Source organism: Klebsiella sp. K-3 (assembly GCF_051207495.1).
Taxonomy (GTDB): Bacteria; Pseudomonadota; Gammaproteobacteria; order Enterobacterales; family Enterobacteriaceae; genus Klebsiella; species Klebsiella aerogenes.
In genome coordinates this window covers 261,379-281,470 of the sequence record NZ_JBPNXF010000005.1, presented here as the reverse complement: position 1 = coordinate 281,470, position 20,092 = coordinate 261,379, and the positions used below count along the sequence as shown (strand labels likewise).

Below are 20,092 nucleotides of genomic sequence, written 5' to 3'. Positions count from 1 at the left end.
AGCCATGAAAACCGAACAGCTACTCTCACTCTGTCAGCGCCATCACGCGCTGTTGTTGAAGAGCGACGAGCAGACCATTGTTATCGCCGTCGTGGATGCGCCGGCGCCAGAACTGATGGAAGCGCTGCGCTTCGCTACCCAAAAGCGCATCGATATTGAATGCTGGAGCCAGGAGCGGATGGATAAGCGTCAGCATGAGGCGCAACAGTCAGCATCAAAGTCCGCCACGGGTAACACCCAGGGCGTAACCGATCTACTGAATCAAATTCTGGAGCAGGCGCTGCGCCAGCGTGCCTCTGATATCCATATTGAGCCGGCGGAAAATCAGCTGCGGATACGCCTGCGCGTCGATGGCGTGTTGCATGCCCTACCGAGACTTGAAGCTTCGCTGGCTGCGCCAATGACCGCACGGCTTAAGGTGCTGGGCAACCTCGATATTGCCGAGCATCGTCTGCCGCAGGATGGACAGTTCACTCTGACGCTGGCCGGGCGCACGGTCTCCTTTCGCATTGCAACCCTCCCCTGCCGCGGCGGGGAGAAAATCGTCCTGCGTTTATTACACCAGGTGGAGCAGGCGCTGGATCTGGAAGCTCTGGGGCTCTCCTCTCGTCAGCTTGCTTTTTTCCGCGCCGCATTGAACCAGCCGCAGGGATTGCTACTGGTCACCGGGCCTACGGGGAGTGGCAAAACCGTCACCCTGTACAGCGCGCTGCAGGCGCGAAACCGCGAAGAGGTCAATATCTGCAGCGTGGAAGATCCGCTGGAGATCCCGCTTACCGGGCTCAACCAAACGCAGATCAACCCGCGATCCGGGCTTACCTTCCAGAGCGTCCTGCGGGCGCTGTTGCGTCAGGATCCGGACATCGTCATGGTCGGAGAAATTCGCGATGCCGAAACCGCGGAAATCGCCATTAAGGCCGCACAGACCGGACATCTGGTGCTCTCTACATTGCATACTAACTCCACCAGCGAAACGTTGATTCGCCTGCAACAAATGGGCGTAGCGCGCTGGATGATCTCCTCGGCGCTCTCGCTGGTGGTCGCCCAGCGGCTGGTGCGAAAACTGTGCCCCCACTGCCGGCGCGATGGCGGCCGCCCTACCGAGGTGCCGCACAGTCTTTGGCCACGCCCATTGCCCGGCTGGCTGGCGGTTGGCTGCCCACAGTGCTACCACGGTTACTACGGCCGCCTGGCCTTATTCGAACTGCTGCCGGTGGATAGCGTGCTACGTCAGGCCATTAATCACGATCTCAGCGCGGCGGAAATCGAAACGCTGGCCCGCGAAGCCGGCATGATGACACTGTTTGAAAGCGGTTGTGAAGCGGTGGAGCGTGGATTAACCACTCTTGAAGAGATTATCCGAGTGCTGGGGATCCAGCATGGCGACTAAGCAGCTTTGGCAGTGGCGCGGGATGGATAAGCAAGGAATGCCGTGCGAGGGCGCCCTGTGGCAAGAAACGCGTGGGCAGGCGCTGGCATCACTGGAACAGCAGCGGATCCTGCCGCTGGCGCTACGGCGTAAAACGGTACAGAATTCGCTGTGGCGCCCGCGCTACAGCGGTGAGGTTATCCGCCAGCTTGCCACGCTGCTGCAGGCTGGTTTACCGCTGGCTGAAGGGCTGGAGCTGCTGGCCCAACAACAGCCGCACAAACAGTGGCAGGCGTTGCTACGAGTGCTGGCGCAGGAACTGACAAATGGCGTTTCTCTCTCCAGCGGCCTGGCGCAATGGCCGCAGGTCTTCCCTCCGCTCTATCTGGCGATGATCCGCACCGGCGAGCTCACCGGTAAGCTGGAACGCTGCTGCTTTCAGCTCGCGCGACAGCAGCAGGAACAGCAGCGTCTGACAGAAAAGGTAAAGAAGGCGCTGCGCTATCCGTTCATTATCCTGATATTAGCGCTGACGCTGGTCGTGGCGATGCTGTTTTTCGTTCTGCCGGAATTTACCGCCATCTATCGGACCTTCAACACGCCGCTTCCTCTGCTGACGCAAATGGTCATTCACATCGGCAATGCGTTGGCCCGCTACTGGCCGTTGCTGCCGCCTCTTTTTGCTATTCCGCTATTTCTCAACCGATTGGCCCGGCGTCGGCCTCGCTGGCTGCTGTTAAGGCAAAAATTATTACACGCGATTCCGATTGCCGGTCGGCTGATCAACGGCCAGCAACTGAGCCAGATATTTACCATTCTTTCACTAACCCAAAGTGCGGGCATAAGCTTTGTCCAGGGGCTGGAGAGCGTCGAGGAAACTGTGAGCTGCCCGCTATGGCGGAAGCGGATTGCACAGGCGCGCGCAGATATCATCCACGGCAATCCAATCTGGCAGGCGCTGACGAATTGCGGCGGATTCACCTCGCTGTGCCTGCAGCTCATTCGTACCGGCGAGGCATCGGGAGTGTTGGATACGATGCTCGATAACCTGGCGCGCCATCATAGCGAGCAAACTCATCAACAGGCGGATAATCTGGCGACGCTGCTGGAGCCAATACTGCTGGTGGTGACCGGAACGATCGTCGGCGTGCTGGTGGTAGCGATGTACCTACCTGTTTTTCATCTGGGGGATGCGCTGGGCACAATGGGGAGTTAATGGCTGGCGCCAGAGCGCCAGCCAACGTCATTACAGGCTGTTGAACACGCGGTTCTCTTGTTCCTGTACGCGGATAAAGGTTGTACGTTTAGTCAGCTCTTTCAGGCGAGAAGCCCCGACATAGGTGCATGCTGAACGCAGGCCGCCGAGGATATCACGCGCGGTATTATCCACCGGGCCGCGCAGCGGCAGCTTGACGGTTTTACCTTCCGCCGCGCGGTACTTCGCGACGCCGCCGACGTGGCGTGTCATCGCCGACTCAGAGCTCATACCGTAAAACAGCATGAATTTTTCACCGTTCTCTTCAACCACGGTACCGCCGCTCTCCTCGTGGCCCGCCAGCATCCCGCCGAGCATCACGAAATCGGCGCCGCCGCCAAAAGCTTTCGCGACATCGCCCGGCATGGTGCAGCCGCCATCGCTGATGATCTGGCCGCCGAGACCGTGCGCGGCATCAGCGCACTCAATCACCGCAGACAGCTGCGGATAGCCAACGCCGGTTTTCACGCGGGTAGTACAGACGGAACCTGGGCCGATGCCGACTTTAACGATATCAGCGCCGGAAAGAATCAGTTCTTCACACATCTCACCGGTCACTACGTTGCCGGCAATAATGGTTTTTTGCGGCCAGGCGGCGCGTGCTTTCGCCACGAACTGAACAAAGTGTTCAGAGTAGCCGTTAGCCACGTCGATGCAGACAAAGTTCAGCTGTGGATTCTGGGTCAGGATCTGCTGAGTTTTTTCAAAGTCCGCGTCAGAGGTGCCGGTGGACACCATCACATGCTGCAGCACTTCTGCGGATTCGCTCTGCACAAACGCCTGCCATTCTTCAACGCTGTAGTGCTTGTGCACGGCGGTCAGAATTCCAAAAGCGGACAGGGCTTTCGCCATGCTGAAGGTGCCGACGGTATCCATGTTAGCAGCAATAATCGGTACGCCGGACCAGGTCTGGCCTGAATGCTTAAAGGTGAATTCACGTTCCAGCTGAACATCAGAACGGCTTTTGAGGGTAGAGCGCTTCGGGCGGATAAGAACGTCTTTAAAACCTAGCTTCAGATCTTCTTCAATACGCATGTGCGAATTCCTGGGGTTAATTGCATTAATGTGAGAGCACAACTCCAGTGACGCTATCATACGCACGAATCATAGCCGCGCAAGACTGCGATTTTCACTTTTTTTACGCTACAATCGTTTAAATTTACCTGGTGAATAGCGAAAAACACGCTCGTGTGCTTTCCTTACCAGTGCATCATTTTTAACCAATTGATTTTCATATATAAAGAAAGTAACGATTCACATAATGGATACTTTTTCGATTTAGCAAAATCTCGATTAAGCTATCCCCGGCGCCTGACGGGCGCGGTGAATCGCCAGGGTTTTGAACAATAATGTGACATCGGGATTGAAGTGTATGGGGTATACGGTAGCGTTAACAGGCGGCATCGGTAGCGGTAAAAGTACCGTCGCCGACGAGTTTGCTCACCTGGGCGTAACCGTCATCGACGCCGATATTATTGCGCGTCAGGTTGTAGAGCCCGGTACACCTGCTCTGCTCGCCATTGCCGAAAGATTTGGTCCGCAGATGATCAACGACGATGGCAGTCTGAATCGCCGCCGCTTACGCGAACGCATTTTTGCTCATAGCGAGGACAAGGCCTGGCTTAACGCGCTGCTGCATCCGCTGATTCAGCAAGAAACGCGCCGTCAGATGCAGGCCTCAACCTCACCTTATCTCCTCTGGGTCGTACCCTTGCTGGTCGAAAACCGACTGACCGATAAAGCCGATCGCATACTGGTTGTCGATGTGCCGAAAGAGACGCAAATCGAGCGCACCATGCGCCGCGATGGGGTCAGTCGCGAACACGCTGAACATATTCTTGCCGCCCAGGCGACACGCGAACAGCGTCTTGCCGCAGCGGATGATGTTATTGAAAACATGGGCTCCGCGGATGCCGTCGCATCCCACGTCGCCCGCCTGCACGAAAAGTATTTAATGCTGGCATCGCAGGCCGCCTCACAGGAAAAACCGTAATGCATACCCCTGTTCTCTTCGAACATCCGCTCAATGAGAAAATGCGCACCTGGCTGCGCATTGAATTTTTATTTCAGCAGCTCTCTTCTCGCCCCACCATCGCCAGCTATGCGGACGCCCTCCATTTTTTCCGCAATACCGGCGATCTACTGGATGTGCTGGAACGCGGTGAAGTGCGTACCGATCTGCTGAAAGAGCTGGAGCGACAACAGCGGAAATTACAAACCTGGGCCGAAGTGCCCGGCGTCGACCAGCAGCGTATTGAAGCCCTACGTCAGCAGCTTAAACAGTCCGGCAGCACCTTGATCTCCGCTCCGCGCATTGGCCAGTTTCTTCGTGAAGATCGGCTGATTGGCCTGGTGCGCCAGCGTCTGAGCATCCCTGGAGGCTGTTGCGGCTTTGATTTACCAACGCTGCATATCTGGCTGCATATGCCGCAAGAGTATCGTGATGAGCAGGTGGCGAGATGGTTAGCGAGCCTGACGCCGCTGATGCAGTCGCTGGAGCTGATCCTTGATTTGATTCGTAACTCCGCGCCTTTCCGTAAGCAAACCAGCCTCAATGGTTTTTATCAGGATAACGGCGACGATGCCGATCTGCTGCGCCTGCGCCTGGATCTCGCAAGCCAGTTGTATCCGCAAATTTCCGGCCATAAAAGCCGCTTTGCTATCCGTTTCCTGCCACTGGACAGCGAGCATGGCATCGTGCCGGAACGCTTTGATTTTGAACTGGCTTGTTGCTAAGGAGACACTATGTCAGAAGAGACTATCGTTAACTGCCCAACCTGCGGTAAAAACGTCGTCTGGAGCGAGCAAAGCCCGTTTCGCCCGTTTTGCTCGAAACGCTGCCAGCTTATCGATCTTGGCGAGTGGGCGGCGGAAGAGAAACGTATACCCAGTTCCGGCGACTTGTCCGACAGCGATGACTGGAGCGAGCCGCAGCAGTAACCTTCCCTATCGCTAACCCGGGACGATCCGGATTAGCGTTTCAGGCAGGCGCCGGGTTGCCCGGCGCTCAGGCAAGCGTAATAAGTTTATTGATTATCGGCTCGTTCGCCGGCGGAAATGCCTGCGGATCCAGCGCCTGCTGCGCCATCCACTGCCCCGGTTGTCCTTCTTTGCCCCACGGCTCGCCTTGCCAGTTTTCCACCAGGAAGAACCATAGCGTGATATGGCGGTCAGGGAACTGATACTCCAGTTTGTCGAACAACGCAGACGTCGTCACCGTAATCCCGACCTCTTCCTGCAGTTCACGTACCAGCGCCTGTTCCGGCGTTTCACCTGATTCTATTTTGCCGCCGGGGAATTCCAGTTTATTAGCCATATGCGCGTCTGCGGCACGCTGGGTAATAAATATTTCGCCTTGCGGATTGCGAATTATCCCGACGGCGATTTGCAGTTTTTTCATTGAATCAGCTCCATAAAAAAGGCGCAGAAATCTGCGCCCTGGTTTGCTTTTTATCAGCCCTTAGCTTAGACGGCCGTGGCACTGTTTGTATTTTTTACCGGAACCGCACGGGCACGGATCGTTACGGCCAACCTTACGGTCGCCGGTCTGCTCAGCCAGCGAGGCGGCAGCCAGAGTATCGTCATCCTGATGGCTCAGCTGCTGCATCTGCGCGAGACGCTCCGCCTCTTCACGACGTTGCTGTTCCATCTCTTCGACTTCTTCCGGCATCCGCACCTGCACCTTGCTCAGGGTGCTGATGACTTCATACTTCAGCGATTCGAGCATAGCTGCGAACATTGAGAAGGATTCGCGCTTGTACTCCTGCTTCGGATCTTTCTGCGCATAGCCGCGCAGATGAATACCCTGGCGCAGGTAGTCCATCGCCGCCAGGTGCTCTTTCCACAGGGAATCCAGCGTTTGCAGCATGACGCCTTTCTCGAAGTGACGCATCATTTCGGCGCCGACCACTTCTTCTTTACGCTGGTAGGTTTCTACCGCGCTCTGCAGAATACGTTCGCGCAGGGTCTCTTCATGCAGCTCCGGCTCTTTATCCAGCCACTCTTTGATTGGCAGATCAAGGTCGAAGTCGTTTTTCAGACGTTCCTGCAGGCCTTCGATATCCCACATTTCTTCCAGCGACTGCGGCGGAATGTGCGCATCGATAGTGGCTTTGAAGACATCTTCGCGGATGCTGTTGATGGTTTCGCTCACGTCGGAGATATCCAGCAGCTCGTTACGCTGGGTGTAAATAGCGCGACGCTGATCGTTGGCGACGTCATCATATTCCAGCAGCTGTTTACGAATATCGAAGTTGCGGCTTTCCACTTTACGCTGAGCGTTGGCAATCGCTTTGGTCACCCACGGGTGCTCGATAGCTTCGCCCGGCTTCATCCCCAGTTTACGCATCATGCCGGATACGCGATCGGAGGCGAAGATACGCATCAGGGCATCTTCCATCGACAGGTAGAAGCGGGAAGAACCGGCATCACCCTGACGGCCAGCACGGCCACGTAGCTGGTTATCGATACGGCGGGATTCATGACGCTCGGTACCGATGATGTGCAGACCGCCTGCGGCCAGGACCGCATCGTGGCGCACCTGCCAGTCAGCTTTGATTTTTTCAATCTGCTCCGGCGTTGGATTTTCCAGCGCGGCGACTTCTGCCTGCCAGCTACCGCCGAGCATAATATCGGTACCACGGCCCGCCATGTTGGTGGCGATAGTGACCGCAGCCGGATAACCCGCCTGAGCGACGATATCCGCTTCACTGGCGTGGAACTTGGCGTTCAGGACGTTGTGCTTGATGCCGGCTTTCGTCAGTTCACGGGAAACCACTTCAGATTTTTCGATTGAGATAGTACCGACCAGCACCGGCTGACCGGCAGCGGTACGATCTTTAATATCCTCGATAATCGCCTGAATTTTTTCCGCTTCGGTCATGTAGACCAGATCCGCCATATCCTTACGGATCATCGGACGGTTAGTCGGGACGACAACGGTATCCAGTTTATAGATGGAGCTGAATTCAAAGGCTTCGGTATCCGCGGTACCGGTCATCCCCGCCAGCTTCTCGTACAGGCGGAAGTAGTTCTGGAAGGTGATGGATGCCAGAGTCTGGTTCTCGTTCTGGATCTCCACGCCTTCTTTGGCTTCTACCGCCTGGTGCAGGCCATCGGACCAGCGACGCCCCTGCATCGTACGGCCGGTGTGTTCATCGACGATGATGACTTCGCCATCTTTCACAATGTAGTCAACGTCGCGGGTAAACAGCGCGTGGGCGCGCAGCGCGGCGGTAACGTGGTGCATCAGCATGATGTTGGTCGGAGAATACAGCGATTCGCCTTCCTCCATGATGCCTTCCTGCACCAGCAGCTCTTCGATCAGTACCAGACCGCGTTCGGTCAGGTTAACCTGGCGAGCTTTCTCATCCACGGAGAAGTGGCCTTCACCGGTAAAGGTGTCGGAGTCTTCCTTTTCCTGGCGGATCAAGTGCGGAATAATTTTGTTCACCTTGCGATACATTTCGGAGCTGTCTTCAGCCGGGCCGGAAATGATAAGCGGCGTACGCGCTTCGTCGATCAGGATGGAGTCCACCTCATCCACCAGCGCATAGTGCAGTTTACGCTGTACGCGCTCTTCCGGGCTGAACGCCATGTTATCGCGCAGATAGTCGAAGCCGTATTCGTTGTTGGTACCGTAGGTGATGTCGGCTGCGTAGGCTTCACGCTTCGCCGGCGCAGGCAGGCCGGACATATTGATGCCCACGCTCATACCAAGGAATTCGAACAGCGGACGGTTGTTTTCGGCGTCACGCTGCGCCAGATAGTCGTTGACGGTAACGACGTGAACGCCTTTACCGGTCAGCGCGTTAAGGTAGGCCGGCAGGGTCGCGGTCAGGGTTTTACCTTCACCGGTACGCATTTCCGCGATGCAGCGGTCGTTCAGTACCATACCGCCCAGCAGCTGCACGTCGAAGTGGCGCATGCCGAAGACGCGTTTACTCGCTTCGCGCACTACGGCAAAAGCTTCCGGGATCAGGCTTTCCAGGCTTTCACCTTTCTCCAGACGCGCGCGGAATTCTCCGGTTTTGGCTTTCAGCTCATCATCAGAGAGCTTTTCCATCGCCGGTTCCATACCGTTGATGATATTGACGACTTTGCGCATACGACGCAGCGTACGGTCGTTACGGCTACCGAACACTTTAGTTAACATTTTAATTAGCATAATAAAATCTCAAACGCCCCGCGGTGCGGAGTCAAAAAAATAGGATGGTCCGTGTTTATTTTCAGCTGAGACGTTGAGGCCCTGCGCGGATCCCCGCCACCTGGCTTATCCAGGCGCTGACGCGGAAGGCAGAATAAGAGGAAGGGATATAAGCCGCCTGGCGGATAACCACCGGCGGTTTGCTGTCCTGGGTCAGCAGCGCGCTCAGCGTGTCGAGCAGGGCCAGATGCTGGGCCTGAAGCGGCGATGATTCTTCCGCCACCGGCAAAGCCTGCGGCGCCATCGCAAACGACAGATGGCGAATGACGGTGCGAATCGCATGCTGATGCCAGTAATCGACGGTAAAGTTCGGCCGACGGTTGGCCTCCAGCAGCGCCAGCTGGGAGAAGTTAACTTTATTCGGGTTATGGTTGCTGGCCGTGGCTTTCGCCGGCGTAGTGGTTTCGTGGCTGTTGTTAAGCGCAGGCAGGCCGAGGCTAGCCGCGACCATCCCCAACAGGAGATGCGGCCAAAAATACCGTCTGCCAAACTGTCGCCAACGCGTCAGCAATCCACTCACTTTCTTTACCTTTAGTTGGTATTCCTGCGTCCTTTCAGGCGGTCCATTTTATTGGCGGTCTTCGCAGTACAGCCTGAAATCGACAGGATAAAGCAACCCAGAGAAAAATTTTGCGCCCAAATACTAACATTAATACCGCGCCGAGACAGCAGGAATGAACGCTAATGCTGCGGGAAAACGCTTAATAAAGCAGCGAACGCGCACAGGTTATTGCCAGCGAAACACAGTCAAAAGCGGTTTGGGGGGGCTAAAAAGAAAAACGACTGGTTCCCTGGACGGAGAGAGTACCAGGTTACCAGTCGAATTTACTGAATGGTCAGGCTTACGCCAGAACCATTGACGGTGCGCGGAATGCCAGCGGCAGTTTTGCGTCGTCTTCGAAGGTCACATACTCCCAGGCTTCCTGTTTTGCCAGAACAGCCTGCAGCAGTTTGTTATTTAACGCGTGACCGGATTTGAACGCCGTGAATGCGCCGATAATGTTGTGACCACACATAAACAGGTCACCGATCGCATCCAGCATTTTGTGGCGAACAAATTCATCTTCAAAGCGCAGACCGTCTTCGTTCAGTACGCGATAATCGTCAACAACGATGGCACAATCGAAGCTGCCGCCCAGGCACAGGCCACGGGACTGCAGATATTCGATATCACGCATGAAACCGAAAGTACGAGCACGGCTAATCTGACGCATGAACGCATCGGCCGAGAAGTTCAGCGCATAGCGTTGGGTGCTGGAGTCGATCGCCGGATGGTTAAAGTCGATGGTAAAGTCCAACGAAAAACCATTGTACGGCTTAAACTCAGCCCATTTGTCGCCATCTTCAACGCGAACCGTCTCTTTGATACGCACAAATTTCTTGGCGCTGTTCAGTTCATCGATGCCGGCATCCAGCAACAGATAAACGAACGGAGCGGCGCTACCGTCCATAATCGGGATTTCCGGCGCATCGACTTCAACAATAATGTTGTCGATACCCAGGCCAGCCAGTGCGGCATTTAAGTGCTCGACTGTAGAAATCCGCACGTCATGCTCGTTCACCAGGCAAGTACAGAGCATGGTATCACGCACAGATTTGGCATCAGCCGGAAAATCAACCGGTGGATTCAAGTCGGTGCGACGATAGATGACCCCGGTATTTGCCGGCGCAGGGCGTAAAGTCAGCGTGACTTTCTTGCCGGTATGCAAACCGACACCAGTCGCCTGAACAATACGTTTAAGAGTCCTTTGTTTGATCATCGTATAATCTCGCCAAGTTACCTATCCAACCGAAGTGTACTATACATTCGGCAGGGCAGTTTAGCACAAAGAGCGCAGATGCCCAACTTCCAGCCAATTCTTAATCAGCTTGCTTACGCAGGAAAGCTGGAATATCCAGATAATCCGGCTCTTTCGCGGTTTGCGGCGTATTGTCGTTCACCACTTTGGCCACCGGTTTCTGCTCTTGAGTCAATGGAGCCATACCGTGCTGCTGGTAGCGATCCATTACCGGCTGCTGTACCTGTTTGTTGGTCACCAGGGTAATTTCCGGACGCTTGTCCATACCGATACCGGTGGCAACAACGGTTACACGCAATTCGTCGTTCATATCCGGGTCCAGAGAGGTACCGATAACCACGGTCGCGTTATCCGAAGCAAAGGCGCGGATAGTGTTACCAACGGTCTCGAACTCATCCAGACGCAGGTCGAAGCCAGCGGTGATGTTGACCAGAACGCCGCGCGCGCCGGACAGATCGATGTCTTCCAGCAGCGGAGAAGAGATAGCCATTTCAGCCGCTTCTTCCGCACGGTCTTCACCGCTTGCCACGCCGGAGCCCATCATCGCGTAGCCCATTTCCGACATCACGGTACGGACGTCCGCGAAGTCGACGTTCATCAGACCCGGACGGGTAATCAGTTCGGCAATACCCTGCACCGCGCCTTTCAGTACGTCGTTCGCCGCGCCGAAAGCGTCGAGCAGAGAGATACCGCGGCCCAGTACTTTCAGCAGCTTGTCGTTCGGGATGGTGATCAGTGAGTCAACGTGCTTGGACAGCTCGGTGATCCCCTGCTCAGCAAACGCCATGCGCTTCTTGCCTTCGAAATTAAATGGCTTAGTGACGACCGCAACGGTCAGGATACCCAGATCCTTCGCCACTTCCGCGACCACTGGCGCCGCACCGGTACCGGTACCGCCGCCCATACCCGCCGCGATAAAGACCATGTCCGCGCCATCAAGCGCAGCGCGCAGCGCTTCACGGTCTTCGTCAGCCGCATTACGGCCCACTTCCGGGTTCGCGCCTGCACCCAGACCTTTGGTAATACCGCTACCGATCTGGATAGTCTGGCCAACAGCCGTTTTACGCAGCGCCTGCGCATCGGTGTTCACCGCGAAGAATTCAACACCCTCAATGCGCTCGCGCACCATGTGTTCAACGGCATTACCGCCGCCGCCACCGACGCCGATGACTTTAATCACCGCGTCGTTGGTCAGTTCCATAGGTTCAAACATAGTTTCTCTCCGTCTTGTGCCTGTCGCCTGAGAACGCTAATTGTCTGCGTTCTCCTAAAAAATTAAAACTCTTTTCGCAGCCAGCTGTTGAGTCGCTTAATCCACGAGCCCACCGACGCCGTCACGCGTTTTTCTACTTCTGCTTCACCACTGAGATGTGACTCTTTTCCGTAGTGCAGCAGCCCAACCGCCGTCGAATAATACGGCTCCTGAGCGTAATCCGTTAAACCGGTAATGTTCAGCGGCGCGCCAATGCGCACCTGCGTATGGAACACGCGCTGCGCGCAGGCCGCCAGGCCTTCAATTTGCGCGGCGCCGCCGGTTAATACAATCCCCGCCGCCAGATGGTGTTTGACCCCTTGCTGACGGAGCTGTTCCTGCAGCTGCAGGATTTCTTCGTTAACCAGATTGAGCAGTTCGGTATAACGCGGTTCAATCACCTCTGCCAGCGTCTGACGCTGCAGGCTACGCGGCGGACGTCCGCCCACGCTCGGTACTTCCACGTTTTCGTCTTTACCGACGATTGAACCTAATGCGCAACCGTGACGAACCTTGATGGCTTCGGCGTCGCTCGGCGGCGTACCGAAGGCATAGGCGATGTCGCTGGTCACCACGTTGCCCGCGTAAGGGATCACTTTGGTGTGACGCAGCGCGCCGCCGGTATACACGGCGATATCCATTGTACCACCGCCGATGTCCACTACGCAGACACCCAGCTCACGTTCGTCTTCCGTTAATACGGAATAACTGGCCGCTAAACCGGCGAAAATTAGTTGGTCAACTTTCAGACCACAACGTTCAACCGCTTTAACAATGTTTTTCGCCATATCGTTATGGCAGGTAATCAGATGTACCTTCGCCTGCATACGCACGCCGGATAACCCTACCGGGTTTTTAATACCTTCCTGGTAGTCGATGGCGTATTCCTGCGGGATGACGTGCAGTACGCGATGCTCGTCGCGTACGCGTACCGATTTCGCGGTATGAACGACGTTTTCCACGTCATCCTGCGTCACCTCTTCTTCGGAGATAGGCACCATGCCAATCTCATTTTGACAGCTAATATGCTTACCTGAAAGCGCCAGATACACTGATGAGATCTGGCAATCGGCCATCAGTTCAGCCTGGTCGATAGCGCGCTGTACGCATTTCACTACCGACTCGAGGTCATTCACCCCGCCTTTATCCATGCCGCGCGATGGGCAACTGCCCACGCCAATGATATTAATCATACCGTCGGGCAGAACTTCCCCTACTAAAGCGGCAACCTTCGCGGTGCCAATCTCCAGTCCAACTACCAGTTTTCTGTCCGTCGCCTTGATCATCGTTGTTCTGCCTGTGCCTGATTCTGTTGTTGATTATTTTCCTCTACGGGAGCAGGTACCCAACCTACCGCCGCACCCGAGTCATAGCGCAAATCAACGTAGCTTATCCGTTTGCCGTCGGTCTGTGCCTGCTGCTGAAGAACCGGGTAGAGTTCCATAAAGCGCTGAAGCCGTTTCATGGTGTCGCCGCGGCCAAGGTTGAGCTTAATATCGTTATTAAGCGTCAACTGCCAGGAGCGACGCGCGGTCATTGCCGCCACTTTCAACGTGAACTTATCCTTTGCCAGCACCTGCCCCATGTTGCGGTATCCCTGTAGCACTTCATTTTCGCTGCCTTCAGGGCCGTATAACATCGGTAAGTTCTGTTTGCTGGTGCGATCCGCCGGCACGCTGAAAGAATTTCCTTCCACGTCTACCATATGTTGATCATTCCAGCGCGCAATCGGCACATATTCAACCAGATGAATCTTCAATTCATCGGGCCACTGTTTTCTTACGCTCGCCTGTTTAATCCACGGCAGGCGCTCAATTTGGCTCTGGATGATATTGACATCCTGAGTCATAAAGGTGCCCGGCGAGCCCAACGCCAGAATCGCCTGACGGATATCATCGTTACGCGTGTAGTGACGTTCGCCGGTGACGACCATTTTCGACAACGGCAGACGCTGCGCATCTTCCATCCAACCAAGAACCATCCATCCGCTGACCAACACGGTACACAACACCGCCAGCAGGAAAACGATCCCTGCCAGCCGGGTTCCATTATTCCGACGCGAAGAAGCAATCGATTCTTCTTCCTGGTTCCGCGTATTCAGCGCCGCCTGCGACATATCACCCCGCCAGGTCCAGAATTCGTACAACAAGCTGCGAGAAGCTCATCCCCGCCTGGCGGGCCGCCATCGGCACCAGACTATGACTAGTCATACCCGGTGAGGTGTTCGCTTCCAGCAGATAAAACTGGCCATCGCTGTCCAGCATCACGTCAATACGTCCCCATCCTTTGCAACCCAGAACATTCCAGGCTTTAAGCACCAGGCTCTGGATTTCTGTCTCGCGGGCGGGTTCCTCAAAACCAGGGCAGAAATATTGCGTCTCATCAGAGAGATACTTCGCCTCATAATCATAGAAGGTTCCAGCCGCCTGGATACGAATTGACGGTAAAATTTCTTCACCGACGATAGCGACGGTAAATTCCGGGCCACTGAGCCATTTCTCAATCAGAACTTCATCATCATGCTGAAAAGCCAGCGCCAACGCATCCTGCATTGCACAACTTTCGCTAACTTTCGACATGCCGACGCTGGACCCTTCGCGGCTCGGCTTGATGATAACCGGCAGCCCCAGCGCCGCAATCTGCTCAGAAACGCCAGCAGAAAGTCCTGCGTTGAACTGGGCACGAGTCAATGCAACCCACGGCGCGACCGGTAATCCCGCCCCCTGCCACAGTAATTTGCTGCGCAGTTTATCCATCGAAATAGCGGAAGCCATTACGCCGCTGCCGGTGTACGGCAGTTGAATGAGTTCCAGAAGGCCTTGCAGCGTGCCATCTTCGCCGCCGCGCCCGTGCAGGGCAATAAACGCTTTCTGAAAGCCCATGCTTTTCAACTGGGTGATATCAACGTCGCGCGGATCGACCGGGTGGGCATCCACCCCGCCTTCACGCAGTCCGGCCAACACCGCCGCGCCTGAGTTCAGCGAGACTTCACGTTCAGCGGAGGTTCCGCCGAAGAGAACCGCGATTTTATCAGCCATGTCGGTCCTCCTCCGTTTTTTGCGGTACCAGTTTGATTTCAGCCAGGTGACGTGCGATTTTTCCTATGTTACCGGCGCCCTGCACCAGCACCAGATCGTCGCCGGTCAATACCGACGCCAGCATCTCCGCGGCCTGCGCCGGATCGGAAACCAGAATCGGGTCAACTTTGCCGCGACCGCGGATCGTACGGCACAGCGAGCGGCTATCGGCGCCAGGGATCGGCGCTTCGCCCGCCGGATACACATCCAGCATCAGCAGCGCATCAACCTGGGTCAGCACGTTGGCGAAATCATCGTACAGATCGCGAGTACGGGTATAACGGTGCGGCTGGAATACCATCACCAGATTTTTATCCGGCCAGCCGGCACGCGCCGCTTTGATGGTAGCGTCAACTTCCGTCGGGTGATGACCGTAATCGTCGATTAGCATCGCGCTACCGCTCTTGCCGTTGACTTCCGCCAGCGGATATTCGCCAAGGAAGTCGAAGCGGCGGCCGGTGCCCTGGAAACTTTCCAGCGCGCGCAGAATCGCCTCATCTTCAATGCCTTCTTCCGTCGCGACGGCAACGGCCGCGGCAGCGTTGAGCGCGTTATGGCGACCCGGCGCGTTCAGCGTCACCTGCATGACCTCTTTATCCTGGCGTACCAGGCGGAAATGGCCCTGCGCGCCGACCTGGCGATACTCTTCAATGCGTACGTCGGCGTCATCGCTAAAACCGTAGGTGGTGATTTGGCGGCCAACGCGCGGCAGCAGTTCACGAATCACCGGGTCATCCACGCACATCACCGCGCGCCCGTAGAACGGCAGGTTGTGCAGGAAGTTAATAAAGGTCTGCTTCAGGTTCTCGAAGTCGCCATGGTAAGTATCCATATGGTCAGCTTCGATGTTGGTCACAATGGCGACCATCGGCTGCAGATGCAGGAACGACGCATCGCTCTCATCCGCTTCCGCAATCAGATAGCGGCTATGGCCAAGACGAGCATGCACGCCCGCCGCCTTCACCAGCCCGCCGTTGACGAAGGTCGGATCGAGGCCGGCCTCGGCGTAAATGCTGGATACCATCGCGGTGGTCGTGGTTTTGCCGTGCGTACCGGCAATCGCAATCCCGTGACGGAAACGCATGAGTTCCGCCAGCATTTCCGCGCGGCGGATCACCGGAATGCGGGCTTCGTGCGCGGCGACGATTTCCGGGTTATCCGCGGAGATCGCGCTGGACACCACGACAACGCTGGCATCGCGCACGTTTTCCGGGCGATGGTTGAAATAAATGGTGGCGCCAAGCTGCGACAATTGCTGAGTCACCGGATTCGGCGCGAGATCGGAGCCGCTAATCTGGTAGCCTTCATTCGCCAACACTTCGGCAATACCGCCCATACCGGCACCGCCGATGCCGACAAAGTGAATGTGCCGAACGCGACGCATCTCGGGCACTATGGAACGCAGTTTTGCCAAATCTTGTGTATTCATTCTTTACGCCATCAACTTCTTTATTCGGGCGGTGAAAATCACCGCGATTAGCGCGCCAAAGCTACGGCGCTGACCTCTTCCGCTACCCGCTCGGTAGCATCCGGAATCGAAGCGCCACGCGCTCGTTCCGCCATATCCATCAGGGTTTCCCGATCCCAACCGGCCAGGGTGGCTGCCACGGCATCGGCCGTGAACTCGGGTTGTTCGAGAATTTTCGCTGCGCCGGCTTTTTCCAGCGGCAGCGCATTCCAGTACTGCTGACGATCTTTGTGCTGGAACGGGACGAACAACGCCGGTAAACCTGCGGCGGCAATTTCGCTGACCGTCAGCGCGCCGGAACGACAAACAACCACATCGGCCCAGGCATAGGCTGCCGCCATATCATCAATAAACTCAGTCACTTTATGCTGCGGCTGACCGGCGGCGGCGTACGCCTGGCGCACGGTATCCATGCCACCTTTCCCGCTCTGATGCCAGATAGTCACCGTATCGCCGAGCTTCGCGGCCACCTGCGGCATAGTCTGGTTCAGTACGCGCGCGCCCTGAGAGCCGCCGACCACCAGCACGCGAATCGGCCCCTGCCGCCCCACCAGACGCTGTCCCGGCAGCGGTAGCGCGAGAACATCGGTTCGTACCGGATTACCCACGACATCCGCGTGCGGGAAGGCGCCGGGAAACGCCTGCATCACTTTCTTCGCAATCTTCGCCAACCATTTATTGGTCAGGCCTGCAATGCCGTTTTGTTCATGCAGCACCACAGGGATCCCGAGCGACCATGCCGCCAGACCGCCAGGCCCGGAAACATAACCGCCCATGCCCAGCACCACATCCGGCTGGAAACGCTTCATGATCGTCCGCGCCTGTCGCCAGGCGTTGAAGATCCGCACCGGCGCTAACAGTTGCGCTTTTATCCCTTTGCCACGCAGCCCGGAGATGCGAATAAAATCGATATCAATGCCGTGTTTCGGCACTAAATCCGCTTCCATACGATCGGCGGTGCCCAGCCAGCGAACCTGCCAGCCCTGGTCCATTAAATGGTGCGCGACCGCCAGCCCCGGGAACACGTGTCCGCCAGTGCCGCCCGCCATCACCATTAACCGCTTTTCCTGACCGCTCATCGAACACCCCGTGTAAACGCCTGCGCTTTCTCGAGGCGCGTTTCATAATCTATTCGCAATAAAAACATAATGGCCGTCGACATAATCAGCAGACTGGAACCACCATAACTAATCAATGGCAGGGTCAGACCTTTGGTCGGCAGCATTCCCGCCGCCGCCCCGACGTTAACCAACGCCTGGAAGCTAAACCACACGCCGATAGCACAGGCCAAAAAGCCGGAGAAGCGGTGGTCAATCTCCAGCGCTTTACGGCCAATCGACATGGCGCGAAAGGCGACGAAGAATACCATTAAAAGCGCGAGTACCACACCGATATAACCGAGTTCTTCGCCGATAATCGCGAAGATGAAGTCGGTATGCGCTTCCGGCAAATACTCCAGTTTCTGTACCGAGTTGCCGAGACCCTGTCCCCACATCTCGCCGCGGCCAAAGGCCATCAGCGACTGGGTCAGCTGATAGCCGCTGCCAAACGGGTCTTCCCACGGGTTCCAGAAGGAGGTGACACGGCGAATACGATACGGTTCGGCGAGGATCAGCAGCACCACCGCCGAGATCCCCATGCCGATAATGGCGATGAACTGCCAGAGTTTCGCGCCGGCCAGGAACAACATCGCCAGCGTGGTCACGAACAGTACGACTACCGTACCGAGGTCAGGCTGCGCCAGCAGCAAAATCGCCAGTACGAAAATCACGCCCATCGGTTTTAAGAAGCCGCGCAGGTTGTTACGCACCTCATCCGCTTTACGCACCAGATAGTTGGCGATGTAGCAGAACAGCGATAGCTTGGTAAACTCCGCTGGCTGAATGCGCAGCGGCCCGAGCGCGATCCAACGCGAGGCGCCGTTAACCGAGCTCCCCACCACCAGTACGATCAGCAGCATCACAATCGAGGCGATCAGCATTGCGGTGCTGTGGCGCTGCCAGAACTCCATCGGTAGACGGAGCGTAATCATCGCCAGCGCGAAGGCCAGTACAATGTACAGCCCATCACGCTTAGCAAACAGGAACGGATCGTTCGCCAGACGCTGTCCGACCGGCATCGATGCCGAAGTCACCATGATAAAACCGATCGCCGCCAGGCCGAAGGTCAGCCACAACAGCATCCGGTCATACATGACCAGGCTATCGTTATCTTTCGGGCGCGAGCCCATCACCCAACCTTTCAGCGCGGCGAAGAGCCAGGCAAAAATAAACATCCCCGGCAGTCGCGGCAGCTTCAACCGGGGCAAGCCCAGCTGTGGCATTTTCAGGCGTGGGAGAGAGAAACGCATCAACCTAACTCCTTCGCCAGACGGGTAAAGACATCGCCCCGTTGTTCAAAGTTTTTAAACTGGTCCAGGCTCGCGCAGGCTGGCGACAGTAAGACCATATCGCCTGATTTGACCTGCGAAGCGATCTGCCGCATCGCCTGTTCCATGGTTTCGGTTTGTACCGCAATTTCCGGACGCAGCGCCGCCAGTTGAGCGCCGTCGCGGCCGAAGCAGTACAGACGAACGTTCTCGCCGCCAAGATAGCGTTTCAGCGGCGTAAAGTCGGCGGATTTACCGTCGCCGCCCAACAGCAGATACAGCGTGCCGTCGAGATGCAGGCCGTTCAGCGCCGCCTCGGTACTGCCGACGTTGGTCGCCTTGGAGTCATTGATCCAACGCACGCCGTTATGCTCCAGCGCCAGCTGGAAACGGTGCGCCAGGCCGGTGAAGGTGGTGAGCGCCTTCAGGCTACTGGCGCGCGGTAAGCCCGCGGCATCCGCCAGCGCCAGCGCCGCCAGGGCATTGCTGTAGTTGTGCTGGCCGCTGATGGTCATTTCTTTCACGTTCAGCACTTTCTCACCCTTCACCCGCAGCCAGGTTTCGCCCTGCTGGCGATTAAGGTGATAGTCGCCAACATCGACGCCGAAGCTGACGCAGCGTTCGTCAGCGCCGCGTACCGGCATGGTCAGCGCGTCATCGGCATTCACCACGCAGGTTTTAGCATTTTCATAGACCCGCAGCTTCGCCGCGCGGTACTGCTGCAGCCCCAGCGGATAGCGGTCCATATGATCCTCAGTCACGTTGAGGATGGTGGCCGCGACGGCTTTCAAACTGGAGGTGGTCTCCAGCTGGAAACTGGAAAGTTCAAGCACGTACAGTTCACGCGCCGGATCCAGCAGCATCAGCGCCGGCAGGCCGATATTGCCGCCAACGCCGACGTTCACACCCGCCGCCTTCGCCATCTCGCCCACCAGGGTAGTGACGGTGCTTTTTCCGTTAGAGCCGGTAATGGCGATAATCGGCGCCTGCGCCTCACGGCAAAACAGCTCGATATCGCCGACGATTTCCACGCCAGCGTCGGCCGCCGCGCTCAGTGAAGGGTGCGCAAGGGCAATCCCGGGGCTTGCGACAATCAGATCCGCCGCCAGCAGCCAGTCGTCGTTAAGGCCGCCAACGTGGCGCTCAACGGCTTCCGGTAGCTTCTCAAGCCCGGCAGGGGCGACGCGGGTATCCATCACGCGCGGGGTTACGCCGCGCGCCATGAAAAAGTCCACGCATGACAGGCCGGTCATGCCCAACCCAATAATGACGACTTTTTTACCCTGATAATCTGCCATG

The 20,092-nt window shown here is 56.7% G+C and carries 18 protein-coding genes; 5 read left to right on the top strand and 13 right to left on the bottom strand.

Annotation, left to right across the window (positions count from 1 at the left end):
- Window positions 1-4: 4 nt before the first annotated feature.
- Together gspE and hofC are read left to right on the top strand one after the other, a co-directional pair.
- Complete coding sequence (gene gspE, locus ACSEMK_RS10065; RefSeq protein WP_430914860.1) at window positions 5-1,390, top strand: type II secretion system protein GspE; 1,386 nt, start codon at window positions 5-7, stop codon at window positions 1,388-1,390.
- The gene (gene hofC, locus ACSEMK_RS10060) at window positions 1,380-2,585 is read left to right on the top strand and encodes a protein transport protein HofC (protein ID WP_430914837.1); all 1,206 of its coding nucleotides are present in this window, start codon (window positions 1,380-1,382) and stop codon (window positions 2,583-2,585) included. The genes gspE and hofC overlap by 11 nt, the downstream gene beginning before the upstream one ends.
- 30 nt (window positions 2,586-2,615) lie before the next feature.
- On the opposite strand, the gene ACSEMK_RS10055 is transcribed toward hofC, so the two are convergent.
- A complete protein-coding gene (locus ACSEMK_RS10055) occupies window positions 2,616-3,659 on the bottom strand; it encodes a GMP reductase (protein ID WP_015368234.1) in 1,044 nt (347 codons plus the stop codon).
- Between the two features lie 337 nt (window positions 3,660-3,996).
- On the opposite strand from ACSEMK_RS10055, the gene coaE reads away from it, so the two are divergent.
- The 3 genes from coaE to yacG are packed head-to-tail and all read left to right on the top strand — an operon-like array spanning window position 3,997 to window position 5,564.
- Window positions 3,997-4,617, top strand: coding sequence for a dephospho-CoA kinase (gene coaE / locus ACSEMK_RS10050; RefSeq protein WP_430914836.1), 621 nt, complete (start codon window positions 3,997-3,999; stop codon window positions 4,615-4,617).
- Entirely contained in the window at window positions 4,617-5,360 is a 744-nt protein-coding gene (gene zapD, locus ACSEMK_RS10045; RefSeq protein ID WP_087860882.1) for a cell division protein ZapD, read from the top strand. The genes coaE and zapD overlap by 1 nt, the downstream gene beginning before the upstream one ends.
- A gap of 9 nt (window positions 5,361-5,369) precedes the next feature.
- Window positions 5,370-5,564 (top strand): DNA gyrase inhibitor YacG, encoded by a 195-nt coding sequence (yacG, locus tag ACSEMK_RS10040; protein WP_015368237.1) that lies wholly within the window; start codon window positions 5,370-5,372, stop codon window positions 5,562-5,564.
- 67 nt (window positions 5,565-5,631) lie between these two features.
- Here the strand turns inward: yacG and mutT are convergent, their stop codons facing one another.
- From mutT to murD, 12 genes are all read right to left on the bottom strand, one after another.
- Window positions 5,632-6,024, bottom strand: coding sequence for an 8-oxo-dGTP diphosphatase MutT (gene mutT, locus ACSEMK_RS10035; RefSeq protein WP_087860883.1), 393 nt, complete (start codon window positions 6,022-6,024; stop codon window positions 5,632-5,634).
- Between the two features lie 60 nt (window positions 6,025-6,084).
- Window positions 6,085-8,790: a preprotein translocase subunit SecA gene (gene secA, locus ACSEMK_RS10030; RefSeq protein ID WP_032709883.1), complete on the bottom strand. Its 2,706-nt coding sequence runs from the start codon at window positions 8,788-8,790 to the stop codon at window positions 6,085-6,087.
- A gap of 61 nt (window positions 8,791-8,851) precedes the next feature.
- Complete coding sequence (gene secM / locus ACSEMK_RS10025) at window positions 8,852-9,349, bottom strand: secA translation cis-regulator SecM (RefSeq protein ID WP_015368240.1); 498 nt, start codon at window positions 9,347-9,349, stop codon at window positions 8,852-8,854.
- A gap of 322 nt (window positions 9,350-9,671) precedes the next feature.
- Window positions 9,672-10,589 carry a UDP-3-O-acyl-N-acetylglucosamine deacetylase gene (gene lpxC, locus ACSEMK_RS10020; protein WP_015368241.1) on the bottom strand — a complete coding sequence of 306 codons (918 nt, stop codon included), beginning with the start codon at window positions 10,587-10,589 and terminating at the stop codon, window positions 9,672-9,674.
- Window positions 10,590-10,689: 100 nt separating this feature from the next.
- Window positions 10,690-11,841: a cell division protein FtsZ gene (gene ftsZ, locus ACSEMK_RS10015; RefSeq protein WP_004857884.1), complete on the bottom strand. Its 1,152-nt coding sequence runs from the start codon at window positions 11,839-11,841 to the stop codon at window positions 10,690-10,692.
- A gap of 62 nt (window positions 11,842-11,903) precedes the next feature.
- Window positions 11,904-13,166: a cell division protein FtsA gene (gene ftsA / locus ACSEMK_RS10010; protein WP_002888625.1), complete on the bottom strand. Its 1,263-nt coding sequence runs from the start codon at window positions 13,164-13,166 to the stop codon at window positions 11,904-11,906.
- Window positions 13,163-13,996, bottom strand: a complete 834-nt coding sequence (ftsQ, locus tag ACSEMK_RS10005) for a cell division protein FtsQ (protein WP_087860884.1) — start codon at window positions 13,994-13,996, stop codon at window positions 13,163-13,165. Before ftsQ ends, ftsA begins: the two co-directional genes overlap by 4 nt.
- 1 nt (window position 13,997) lies before the next feature.
- Complete coding sequence (locus ACSEMK_RS10000) at window positions 13,998-14,918, bottom strand: D-alanine--D-alanine ligase (RefSeq protein ID WP_308958949.1); 921 nt, start codon at window positions 14,916-14,918, stop codon at window positions 13,998-14,000.
- On the bottom strand, window positions 14,911-16,386 hold the full coding sequence (murC, locus tag ACSEMK_RS09995) for a UDP-N-acetylmuramate--L-alanine ligase (protein ID WP_020079611.1): 1,476 nt from the start codon (window positions 16,384-16,386) through the stop codon (window positions 14,911-14,913). Before murC ends, ACSEMK_RS10000 begins: the two co-directional genes overlap by 8 nt.
- A gap of 47 nt (window positions 16,387-16,433) precedes the next feature.
- Complete coding sequence (gene murG, locus ACSEMK_RS09990) at window positions 16,434-17,504, bottom strand: undecaprenyldiphospho-muramoylpentapeptide beta-N-acetylglucosaminyltransferase (protein ID WP_113374414.1); 1,071 nt, start codon at window positions 17,502-17,504, stop codon at window positions 16,434-16,436.
- Window positions 17,501-18,775, bottom strand: coding sequence for a cell division protein FtsW (gene ftsW, locus ACSEMK_RS09985; protein ID WP_015368247.1), 1,275 nt, complete (start codon window positions 18,773-18,775; stop codon window positions 17,501-17,503). Before ftsW ends, murG begins: the two co-directional genes overlap by 4 nt.
- Window positions 18,775-20,091, bottom strand: a complete 1,317-nt coding sequence (gene murD / locus ACSEMK_RS09980; protein WP_087860887.1) for a UDP-N-acetylmuramoyl-L-alanine--D-glutamate ligase — start codon at window positions 20,089-20,091, stop codon at window positions 18,775-18,777. Before murD ends, ftsW begins: the two co-directional genes overlap by 1 nt.
- Between the last annotated feature and the right edge of the window lies 1 nt (window position 20,092).

What these genes read in the sequence shown, in the direction of transcription:
- gspE (WP_430914860.1), top strand. Translation starts at nt 5, where the DNA reads ATGAAAACCGAACAGCTACTCTCACTCTGTCAGCGCCATCACGCGCTG.
- hofC (WP_430914837.1), top strand. Translation starts at nt 1,380, where the DNA reads ATGGCGACTAAGCAGCTTTGGCAGTGGCGCGGGATGGATAAGCAAGGA.
- ACSEMK_RS10055 (WP_015368234.1), bottom strand. Translation starts at nt 3,659, where the DNA reads ATGCGTATTGAAGAAGATCTGAAGCTAGGTTTTAAAGACGTTCTTATC.
- coaE (WP_430914836.1), top strand. Translation starts at nt 3,997, where the DNA reads ATGGGGTATACGGTAGCGTTAACAGGCGGCATCGGTAGCGGTAAAAGT.
- zapD (WP_087860882.1), top strand. Translation starts at nt 4,617, where the DNA reads ATGCATACCCCTGTTCTCTTCGAACATCCGCTCAATGAGAAAATGCGC.
- yacG (WP_015368237.1), top strand. Translation starts at nt 5,370, where the DNA reads ATGTCAGAAGAGACTATCGTTAACTGCCCAACCTGCGGTAAAAACGTC.
- mutT (WP_087860883.1), bottom strand. Translation starts at nt 6,024, where the DNA reads ATGAAAAAACTGCAAATCGCCGTCGGGATAATTCGCAATCCGCAAGGC.
- secA (WP_032709883.1), bottom strand. Translation starts at nt 8,790, where the DNA reads ATGCTAATTAAAATGTTAACTAAAGTGTTCGGTAGCCGTAACGACCGT.
- lpxC (WP_015368241.1), bottom strand. Translation starts at nt 10,589, where the DNA reads ATGATCAAACAAAGGACTCTTAAACGTATTGTTCAGGCGACTGGTGTC.
- ftsZ (WP_004857884.1), bottom strand. Translation starts at nt 11,841, where the DNA reads ATGTTTGAACCTATGGAACTGACCAACGACGCGGTGATTAAAGTCATC.
- ftsA (WP_002888625.1), bottom strand. Translation starts at nt 13,166, where the DNA reads ATGATCAAGGCGACGGACAGAAAACTGGTAGTTGGACTGGAGATTGGC.
- ftsQ (WP_087860884.1), bottom strand. Translation starts at nt 13,996, where the DNA reads ATGTCGCAGGCGGCGCTGAATACGCGGAACCAGGAAGAAGAATCGATT.
- ACSEMK_RS10000 (WP_308958949.1), bottom strand. Translation starts at nt 14,918, where the DNA reads ATGGCTGATAAAATCGCGGTTCTCTTCGGCGGAACCTCCGCTGAACGT.
- murC (WP_020079611.1), bottom strand. Translation starts at nt 16,386, where the DNA reads ATGAATACACAAGATTTGGCAAAACTGCGTTCCATAGTGCCCGAGATG.
- murG (WP_113374414.1), bottom strand. Translation starts at nt 17,504, where the DNA reads ATGAGCGGTCAGGAAAAGCGGTTAATGGTGATGGCGGGCGGCACTGGC.
- ftsW (WP_015368247.1), bottom strand. Translation starts at nt 18,775, where the DNA reads ATGCGTTTCTCTCTCCCACGCCTGAAAATGCCACAGCTGGGCTTGCCC.
- murD (WP_087860887.1), bottom strand. Translation starts at nt 20,091, where the DNA reads ATGGCAGATTATCAGGGTAAAAAAGTCGTCATTATTGGGTTGGGCATG.